This is a genomic window from Streptomyces sp. MBT65, assembly GCF_016612545.1.
Taxonomy (GTDB): domain Bacteria; phylum Actinomycetota; class Actinomycetes; order Streptomycetales; family Streptomycetaceae; genus Streptomyces.
In genome coordinates, this window is record NZ_JAENRY010000344.1 from 1 (window position 1) to 8,453 (window position 8,453).

Genomic DNA, 8,453 nt, shown 5'->3' on the forward strand with positions numbered 1-8,453 from the left:
CCGCAGGGCCGTGCTCGCGGCGGGCACGGTCGCCGCCGTGGCCGTCGGAGCCGTCCTCCTGCGTCCCCGCCCGCAGACCGACCCGGCGCCACCCGTGCCCTGGCCCGCGAACATCACCGAATGGCGCTACACCGGGCTCGCCCAGACCACCGACTCCCCCACCACCACCGGCTTCTTCCGCTTCGCGGTCACCGTGGACAGCGGACCGCCCGTCGCCGTACGGGTCATCGGCGCCGCCTTCGACGGGCTCATCGCCCAGGCCGTCCCCGACCCGTCCTTCACCGTGCGCGCCGGGACGACCCGCCGCGTGACCGTGGAGATATCGGTTTCCGACTGTTCGGGACTGCCCCTGAATGCGGACCTCGCCTTTCTGGACGTAACGCTGCGTAACACGCGCGCAATACAAAGCCACAGTTTCATCTTCGGCAGCGCCTACTCCAAGGACCTTTCCCAGCTCCTCCACAGGGCCTGCGGCACGACAAACGCCAGGCCAGGCCCACGGCCAAGCGGAAGTGCAGGTTCTCAAAATGTGGACCGTGGCTGAATTCCGCCAAACCGGCCGAGACCCACCCTCCACGATCCCCGCCAACCTGCACGTCATAACAAGAAAGTCACAAGCCAGCGCACGACGATGCCCATGCCTACAGACCGGGCTTAGAGTCACGGCCAGTCACCGCTCCATCGGGAGTTGGGTACCAGCGCAGCACCTTGCCGCTCCACACCGGGGCGACGGTGTCTGCGGAAAGGACTGATTGTGCGACAGCGTTCTTTGGTGATACTGACCTCCGTTCTCACGACCGGAGCTCTGACCCTCACCGCCTGCGGCTCCCGGGACAGCGACAGCAAGAGCGACAGCGGGTCGACCACCCTGACCATCGGTGTCGACGCCCCGCTGTCCGGTGAGAACTCCACCACCGGTCTCGGCATCCAGTACGGCGTCCAGATCGCGATCGACGACGCCAACAAGAACAACTGGGTCCCCGGCGTCAAGTTCAAGATCAAGGCCCTGGACGACAAGGCCCAGCCCGCCACCGGCCAGTCCAACGCCACCGCCTTCACCGGCGACAGCAACGTTGTCGGCGCGGTCGGCCCGCTGAACTCCGGCGTCGCCCAGTCGATGCAGCAGGTGTTCGCCTCGGCCAACATGGTCGAGATCTCCCCCTCGAACACCAACCCCGCCCTGACCCAGGGCAAGGACTGGGCGACCACCAAGACGCGGCCGTACAAGACGTACTTCCGCACCGCCACCACCGACGCTCTCCAGGGCGCCTTCGCCGCCGACTACGCGTACAACGGCCTCAAGAAGAAGAAGGCCTTCGTCGTCGACGACAAGCAGACCTACGGCGCCGGTCTGGCCGGGATCTTCAACGGTGCCTTCAAGAAGCTCGGCGGCTCCATCGCGGGCACCGACCACGTCAACACCGGCGACACCGACTTCAGCACCCTCGTCACCAAGATCAAGAACTCCGGTGCCGACCTGCTCTACTACGGTGGCCAGTACGACGAGTCGGAGAAGATCACCAAGCAGCTCAAGGGCGCCGGCGTCAAGATCCCGCTGTTCGGCGGTGACGGCATGTTCGCCACCACCTACATCGAGACCGCCGGCAAGTCCGCCGAGGGCGACCTCGCCACCTCGGTCGGCGTCCCCGCCGACACCCTGCCAGCCGCCAAAGCGTTCATCGCGACCTACAAGGCCAAGGGCTACAAGGGTGACTACGGCGCCTACGGTGCCTACGCCTACGACGCCGCCACGGCGATCATCAAGGCCGTGAAGGCGGTCAAGGACGGCAACGGCGACAAGCTGCCCTCCGGCAACGACCTCCGCTCCAAGGTCGTCGACGCCGTACAGAAGTCCGACTTCGAAGGCATCTCCGGCAAGGTCGCGTTCGACGAGTACGGCGACACCACGAACAAGCAGCTCACCGTCTACCAGGTCACCAACGGCGCCTGGAAGGCCGTGAAGACCGGCACCTTCAACGGCAGCTGATCTCAGCACAGCACCACAGCACCACCGCACCACGGGCCGCGCGGAAGGAGGATCCCGACCGCGCGGCCCGTTGTCACACCCCCCCCACCCCCAGGCACGCGATCTGTGCACACGACCACCAGCGACATGGAGGCCATGCGGTGAACACCCTGCCGCAGCAGCTGGCCAACGGGCTGCTTCTAGGCTCGATGTACGGGCTGATCGCCATCGGCTACACGATGGTGTACGGCATCGTCCAGCTCATCAACTTCGCGCACGGCGAGATCTTCATGACCGGCGCCTTCGGCGCCCTCACGGTCTACGCCTACATCCTGCCGGACGGCACCTCGATGGTGGTCGCCGTACCACTCATGCTGATCGGCGGCGGAATCGTCTCCGTCGTCGTCGCGGTAGGGGCCGAACGATTCGCCTACCGCCCCCTGCGGCAAGCACCACGGCTGGCGCCCCTCATCACCGCCATCGGCCTCTCCCTGTCACTTCAGGAACTCGTCCGGAACTTCTACCCGGGCGCCGACAAGGCCCGCTCCTTCCCCAGCCTCGACGGCAACCACGACATCGGCTCGGTCACCATCTCCGACGCCGACATCTTCCTGGTCATCGCCGCCATCGTCTGCATGTCGGGCCTCGCCTGGTTCGTCCGCAAGAGCCGCACCGGCCGCGCCATGCAGGCCACCGCCCAGGACCCGGACACCGCGCAGCTCATGGGCATCGACACCAACCGCATCATCGTCATAGCGTTCGCCATCGGCGGTTTCTTCGCCGCAGTGGCCGCCGTCTCCTACGGCCTCAAGTACGGCAACATCGACTACCGCATGGGCTTCCTGATGGGCCTCAAGGCCTTCACCGCGGCCGTCATGGGCGGCATCGGCAACATCTACGGCGCCATGCTCGGCGGAGTCGTCCTCGGCGTCGCCGAGACCCTCGCCTCCGCCTACATCAGCAAGATCCCCGGCATGGAACAGCTCGGCGGCTCCAGCTGGGCCAACGTCTGGGCCTTCTGTCTCCTCATCCTCGTACTGCTGTTCAGGCCACAGGGCCTGCTCGGCGAACGTGTCGCGGACAGGGCGTGATCACATGACCGAGACGACCAAAACCCCCGAAACGCCGGCCACCGCCCCCGCGACCCAGCGCGGCCTCATCCCGCTGCCCCTCGCGGCCGCCCGCGCCCTCCTCCTCGTCGGAGGAATCGCCACCGCCGCCTCCACCGCCCTGCGCTGGACCTGGACCTCCGACTTCCCCGGCGACCTGACCTACAACGGCAGCCCGGCCGGCCTCCAGATCCTCACGCTCGTCGCCGGCGTCATCACCGCGGTGTTCGCCCTCGCCACCTACGGCGTCCGCGGACTCGGCTGGCTCATGCCCGCCCGCAACAACGCACCCCTCGTGCTCACCGCCCTCGGCGGCTTCGCCGTCACCTGGTACACGGTGATCTCGATCGCCGCCGAACTCGGCGGCATCGCCAACTGGGAACCCGGCACCTACATCGCGGCCATCGCCTCCCTGCTCCCGGTCATCGGCGCCCTCGCCCTCCCGCAGGACGCCACCGACACCACCAAGGAAGCGCTCAAGGCGTACATCCGCAAGGCCGACAAGATCCCGGCCCCCCAGCCGACCGCACCCTGGATCCAGCGACTGGCGATCACCATCGTCGCCGCTCTCGGCCTCACCGTCTTCGCCTACGGCATCGACGCGGAGGAGGAACTCTTCGTCGGCTTCCTCATCGTGGTCGTCTTCACCGCCTGGGCCCTGCACAGCGCCGGCCTCTTCGACCGGTTCAGCCACCTCACGGCGACCAACCGCAGCTTCGCCCTCGCCATGGGCTTCGTCGCCGCGATCGCCTTCCCGCTCACGCAGACGAACGACCACTACGCCAACCTCGGCGTCAACATCCTGATCTTCGGCACCGTCGCCCTCGGCCTCAACATCGTCGTCGGCCTCGCCGGACTCCTCGACCTCGGCTACGTCGCCTTCCTCGGCGTCGGCGCCTACACCGCCGCCCTGGTCTCCGGCTCCGAGTTCTCCAAGTTCTCCGGCGTCCAGTTCCCCTTCTGGGCCGCCGCCCTCACCGGCGCAGCCGCCAGCCTGGTCTTCGGCGTCCTCATCGGCGCCCCCACCCTGCGTCTGCGCGGCGACTACCTCGCCATCGTGACGCTCGGCTTCGGAGAGATCTTCCGCATCGCCGTCAACAACATGGACGGCGTCTCCGGCCCCGACATCACCAACGGCCCCAACGGCATCCCGTCCATCCCCGACCTGTCGTTCTTCGGCTTCAACTTCGGGGAGAGCCACGACTTCGCCGGATTCACCATCGGCCGGTTCGCCAACTACTACCTGCTCATGGTCCTGATCAGCGCCCTCGTGGTCACGATCTACCGCCGCGCCTCGGACTCCCGCATCGGCCGCTCCTGGATCGCCATCCGCGAGGACGAGACCGCCGCCACCGCCATGGGCATCAACGGCTTCCGCGTCAAGCTCGTCGCCTTCGCCCTCGGCGCCACCCTCGCCGGCCTCGCCGGCACGGTCAGCGCCCACGTCACCTACAGCGTGGTGCCGAACCCGTACCAGTTCGCCGGAGCGGCCCCGCCCAACTCCGCGTTCCTCCTGGCCGCCGTCGTCCTCGGCGGCATGGGCACGGTCTCCGGACCCTTCCTCGGCGCCGCCCTGCTCTACCTGCTCCCGGAGAAGCTCGTCGCCCTCCAGGACAAGTCGCTGCTCGCCTTCGGCATCGCGCTCATCCTCCTGATGCGCTTCCGCCCCGAGGGCATCATCCCCAACCGCCGACGCCAGTTGGAGTTCCACGAGACCGGCCAACTCGACGTACCGGACACCACGACCCTGACCGACGAACCGGCCATCACCAAGGCAGGGGCGTAGAGAGCCATGACGACACCCGTACTCGAAGCCCGTGACGTCACCATGCGCTTCGGCGGCCTCACCGCCGTCCGCTCCGTCGACTTCACCGTCAACTCCGGCGAGATCGTAGGCCTCATCGGCCCCAACGGCGCCGGCAAGACCACCTTCTTCAACTGCCTCACCGGCCTCTACGTCCCCACCGAGGGCACGGTCTCCTACAAGGGCACGGTCCTTCCGCCGAAGCCCCACCTGGTCACCAAGGCCGGCATCGCCCGCACCTTCCAGAACATCCGCCTGTTCGCGAACATGACGGTCCTGGAGAACGTCCTCGTCGGCCGCCACACCCGCACCAAGGAAGGCCTCTGGTCGGCCCTCCTGCGCGGCCCCGGCTTCAAGAAGGCCGAAAAGGCGAGCGAGGAACGCGCCATGGAACTCCTGGAGTTCATCGGCCTCGCCCACAAGCGCGACCACCTCTCCAGGAACCTCCCCTACGGCGAACAGCGCAAGCTGGAGATCGCCCGCGCCCTCGCGTCCGAGCCGGGCCTGCTCCTGCTCGACGAGCCGACGGCCGGCATGAACCCCCAAGAGACGCGCGCCACCGAAGAGTTGGTCTTCGCGATCCGCGACAAGGGCATCGCCGTCCTCGTCATCGAGCACGACATGCGCTTCATCTTCAACCTCTGCGACCGCGTCGCCGTCCTCGTCCAGGGCGAGAAACTCGTCGAAGGAACCTCCGACGTCGTCCAGGCCGACGAACGCGTCGTAGCCGCCTATCTCGGCGAACCGTTCGAGGCCGCACCCGACGACACCCCGCCCGCGACGGAAGCGGAGAGCACCACCAGCGCCAAGGGAGAAGCCCAGTGACCGCACTGCTCGAGGTCGAGGACCTCAGGGTCTCCTACGGCAAGATCGAAGCCGTCAAGGGCATCTCCTTCAGCGTCGAGGCCGGCCAGGTCGTCACCCTCATCGGCACCAACGGCGCCGGCAAGACGACGACCCTGCGCACCCTCTCCGGTCTGCTTCAGCCCTCCGGCGGCAGGATCAGCTTCGACGGCAAGCCGCTCAACAGCGTCCCCGCCCACAAGATCGTCGCCCTCGGCCTGGCCCACTCCCCCGAAGGCCGGCACATCTTCCCCCGCCTCACCATCGCGGAGAACCTCCAGCTCGGCGCCTTCCTCCGCAAGGACAAAGAAGGCATCGAAAAGGACATCCAGCGCGCCTACGACCTCTTCCCGATCCTCGGAGAACGTCAGAAGCAGGCCGCGGGAACCCTCTCCGGCGGCGAGCAGCAGATGCTGGCGATGGGCCGCGCGCTCATGTCCCAGCCGAAGCTGCTGATGCTGGACGAGCCGTCCATGGGCCTCTCCCCGATCATGATGCAGAAGATCATGGCGACGATCGTGGAGCTGAAGGCCTCCGGCACGACGATCCTCCTCGTCGAGCAGAACGCCCAGGCGGCGCTCTCCCTCGCCGACCAGGGCCACGTCATGGAGGTCGGCAACATCGTCCTCTCCGGCACGGGCGAGGACCTGCTGCACGACGAGTCGGTACGGAAGGCGTACCTCGGCGAGGACTGAGTCCCGCTTCGCCATTCGCTACGACGAGGCCCGCGCCCCCAGCTTCGGGGGCGCGGGCCTCGTCGTGGTCACCGTCTCCGGTGTCAGCCCTTCGCGGACTTCTTCTCGTCCGCGTCCTGGATGACGGCCTCGGCGACCTGCTGCATGGACATCCGGCGGTCCATCGACGTCTTCTGGATCCACCGGAACGCGGCCGGCTCGGACAGCCCGTACTCGGTCTGCAGGATCGACTTCGCACGGTCGACCAGCTTGCGGGTCTCCAGGCGCAGCGTGAGGTCGGCGACCTCCTGCTCCAGCTGCTTGAGCTCGGTGAAGCGCGACACCGCCATCTCGATCGCGGGCACGACGTCACTCTTGCTGAACGGCTTCACGAGATACGCCATCGCACCGGCGTCCCGGGCCCGCTCGACGAGGTCGCGCTGCGAGAAGGCGGTGAGCATCAGCACCGGAGCGATGCCCTCCTCGGCGATCTTCTCGGCGGCGGAGATACCGTCCAGCTTGGGCATCTTCACGTCGAGGATCACCAGGTCGGGCTTGTGCTCACGGGCCAGCTCGACGGCCTGCTCACCATCACCGGCCTCACCGACGACGGTGTACCCCTCTTCTTCGAGCATCTCTTTGAGATCGAGCCGAATCAGGGCCTCGTCCTCGGCGATGACGACACGGGTCGTCAGCGGAGGCACGTGCGACTTGTCGTCGTCGGGCGCGTCTACGGGCTGGGGCGACTCGGGGGCGGTCACGGGGGCTCCTCGTTCAGGGCACGGGGGTAGTGCTGAGCAAGAGCCTACCTAGCTACGATATGGTGGGGGCACAGCGGGAGACCGCTGACCTTCGTTTCAAAGGGGCCCCGGTAGCCCAGCGGTAGAGGCAATGGATTCAAAACCCATCAAGCGTCGGTTCGAATCCGACTCGGGGTACTTTTCCTTCAAATCGAAGGCTGGCATTTAAGCGGAGGTTCGCGTTCGTGTGAACCTCCGCTTTTTGCTGCGTGTCGCGACGATCACTCGCGCAGGGTGCCCCTATGTACGACACCAGCACCCGCAAGCGAGCACTCGCACTGGTCGAGCAGGGCCGAAGTCTCAACTCCGTGAGCCGTGAGATCGGCATCTCACGCGCAGCGATCCGCTCCTGGCAGGACCGCCTCGAACCCCTGCCCAGCATCGCGGCTCCGGGTCCCGGACCACCCGCCGACGATCACGCCTACTCCTACCTCCTGGGCCTGTACCTCGGCGACGGCTGCATCAGTGCCCACCCTCGCGGCACCGGCTACTACCTCAGGATCGCGTGCGCCGACGCCTGGCCCGGGCTCCTCCAACTCTGCCGCGAGGCCATCACTAAGGTGCGTCCAGGCGTCGGCGTCCACGCACTCCAGAAAGAGGGCTACGCGATGGTCACCAGCTACTTCCGGCACCGGCCCGATCTGTTCCCCCAGCACGCCCCCGGCAAGAAGCACGAGCGCCGTATCGCCCTCGAACCCTGGCAGCAGGAAATCGTCGACGCGCACCCCTGGGAATTCATCCGCGGCCTCATCCACTCCGACGGCTGTCGCATCACCAACTGGACGACCCGCACAATCGCCGGTGAGCGCAAGCGCTATGAATACCCCCGGTACTTCTTCACCAACCTCTCGACGGATATCAGGCAGCTCTACACCGACACCCTCGACAAGGTCGGCGTCAGTTGGAAACAGGCGAACGCACAGAACATCTCCGTCGCCCGCAAAGCCTCAGTAGCCCTCATGGACATTCACGTAGGCCCCAAACACTGACCCCCCAGCCCTACTTGGGGCTGTCGTCCTCGCCGACATGGTGCACGCGGACGAGGTTCGTCGAGCCGGCGACCCCGGGGGGCGAGCCCGCTGTGATGACGACGATGTCGCCCTTCTGGCAGCGGCCGTACTTGAGGAGGAGTTCGTCGACCTGGTCGACCATCGCGTCGGTGGAGTCGACGTGCGGGCCGAGGATGGTCTCCACGCCCCAGGTGAGGGTGAGTTGGGCGCGGGTGGCCGGGTCGGGGGTGAAGGCCATCACGGGGGT

At 67.0% G+C, this 8,453-nt stretch carries 9 protein-coding genes and 1 tRNA gene; 8 read left to right on the forward strand and 2 right to left on the reverse strand.

Going from position 1 to position 8,453, the window contains the following annotated elements; genetic code table 11:
- From JHN63_RS43635 to JHN63_RS43660, 6 genes are all read left to right on the forward strand, one after another.
- On the forward strand, positions 1 to 544 hold a 544-nt coding region (locus JHN63_RS43635), incomplete at its 5' end, for a hypothetical protein (RefSeq protein ID WP_200690683.1).
- A 225-nt stretch (positions 545 to 769) separates the two neighbouring features.
- A complete protein-coding gene (locus JHN63_RS43640) occupies positions 770 to 1,987 on the forward strand; it encodes a branched-chain amino acid ABC transporter substrate-binding protein (protein ID WP_200690689.1) in 1,218 nt (405 codons plus the stop codon).
- A gap of 140 nt (positions 1,988 to 2,127) precedes the next feature.
- The gene (locus tag JHN63_RS43645) at positions 2,128 to 3,057 is read left to right on the forward strand and encodes a branched-chain amino acid ABC transporter permease (RefSeq protein WP_200690684.1); all 930 of its coding nucleotides are present in this window, start codon (positions 2,128 to 2,130) and stop codon (positions 3,055 to 3,057) included.
- Positions 3,058 to 3,061: 4 nt separating this feature from the next.
- Positions 3,062 to 4,861: a branched-chain amino acid ABC transporter permease gene (locus JHN63_RS43650; RefSeq protein ID WP_200690685.1), complete on the forward strand. Its 1,800-nt coding sequence runs from the start codon at positions 3,062 to 3,064 to the stop codon at positions 4,859 to 4,861.
- 6 nt (positions 4,862 to 4,867) lie between these two features.
- A complete protein-coding gene (locus tag JHN63_RS43655; protein WP_200690686.1) occupies positions 4,868 to 5,704 on the forward strand; it encodes an ABC transporter ATP-binding protein in 837 nt (278 codons plus the stop codon).
- Positions 5,701 to 6,417 carry an ABC transporter ATP-binding protein gene (locus JHN63_RS43660; RefSeq protein WP_200690687.1) on the forward strand — a complete coding sequence of 239 codons (717 nt, stop codon included), beginning with the start codon at positions 5,701 to 5,703 and terminating at the stop codon, positions 6,415 to 6,417. The genes JHN63_RS43655 and JHN63_RS43660 overlap by 4 nt, the downstream gene beginning before the upstream one ends.
- A gap of 83 nt (positions 6,418 to 6,500) precedes the next feature.
- On the opposite strand, the gene JHN63_RS43665 is transcribed toward JHN63_RS43660, so the two are convergent.
- Complete coding sequence (locus tag JHN63_RS43665) at positions 6,501 to 7,157, reverse strand: ANTAR domain-containing response regulator (protein WP_043675163.1); 657 nt, start codon at positions 7,155 to 7,157, stop codon at positions 6,501 to 6,503.
- A 104-nt stretch (positions 7,158 to 7,261) separates the two neighbouring features.
- On the opposite strand from JHN63_RS43665, the gene JHN63_RS43670 reads away from it, so the two are divergent.
- Both JHN63_RS43670 and JHN63_RS43675 read left to right on the forward strand, forming a co-directional pair.
- Positions 7,262 to 7,334: transfer RNA gene (locus JHN63_RS43670), tRNA-Leu, on the forward strand.
- A gap of 104 nt (positions 7,335 to 7,438) precedes the next feature.
- A complete protein-coding gene (locus JHN63_RS43675; RefSeq protein WP_200690688.1) occupies positions 7,439 to 8,185 on the forward strand; it encodes a helix-turn-helix domain-containing protein in 747 nt (248 codons plus the stop codon).
- 10 nt (positions 8,186 to 8,195) lie between these two features.
- Here JHN63_RS43675 and JHN63_RS43680 read toward each other — a convergent pair.
- A partial coding sequence (locus tag JHN63_RS43680; RefSeq protein WP_307782125.1) for a pyruvate kinase alpha/beta domain-containing protein occupies positions 8,196 to 8,453 on the reverse strand: 258 nt, incomplete at its 5' end.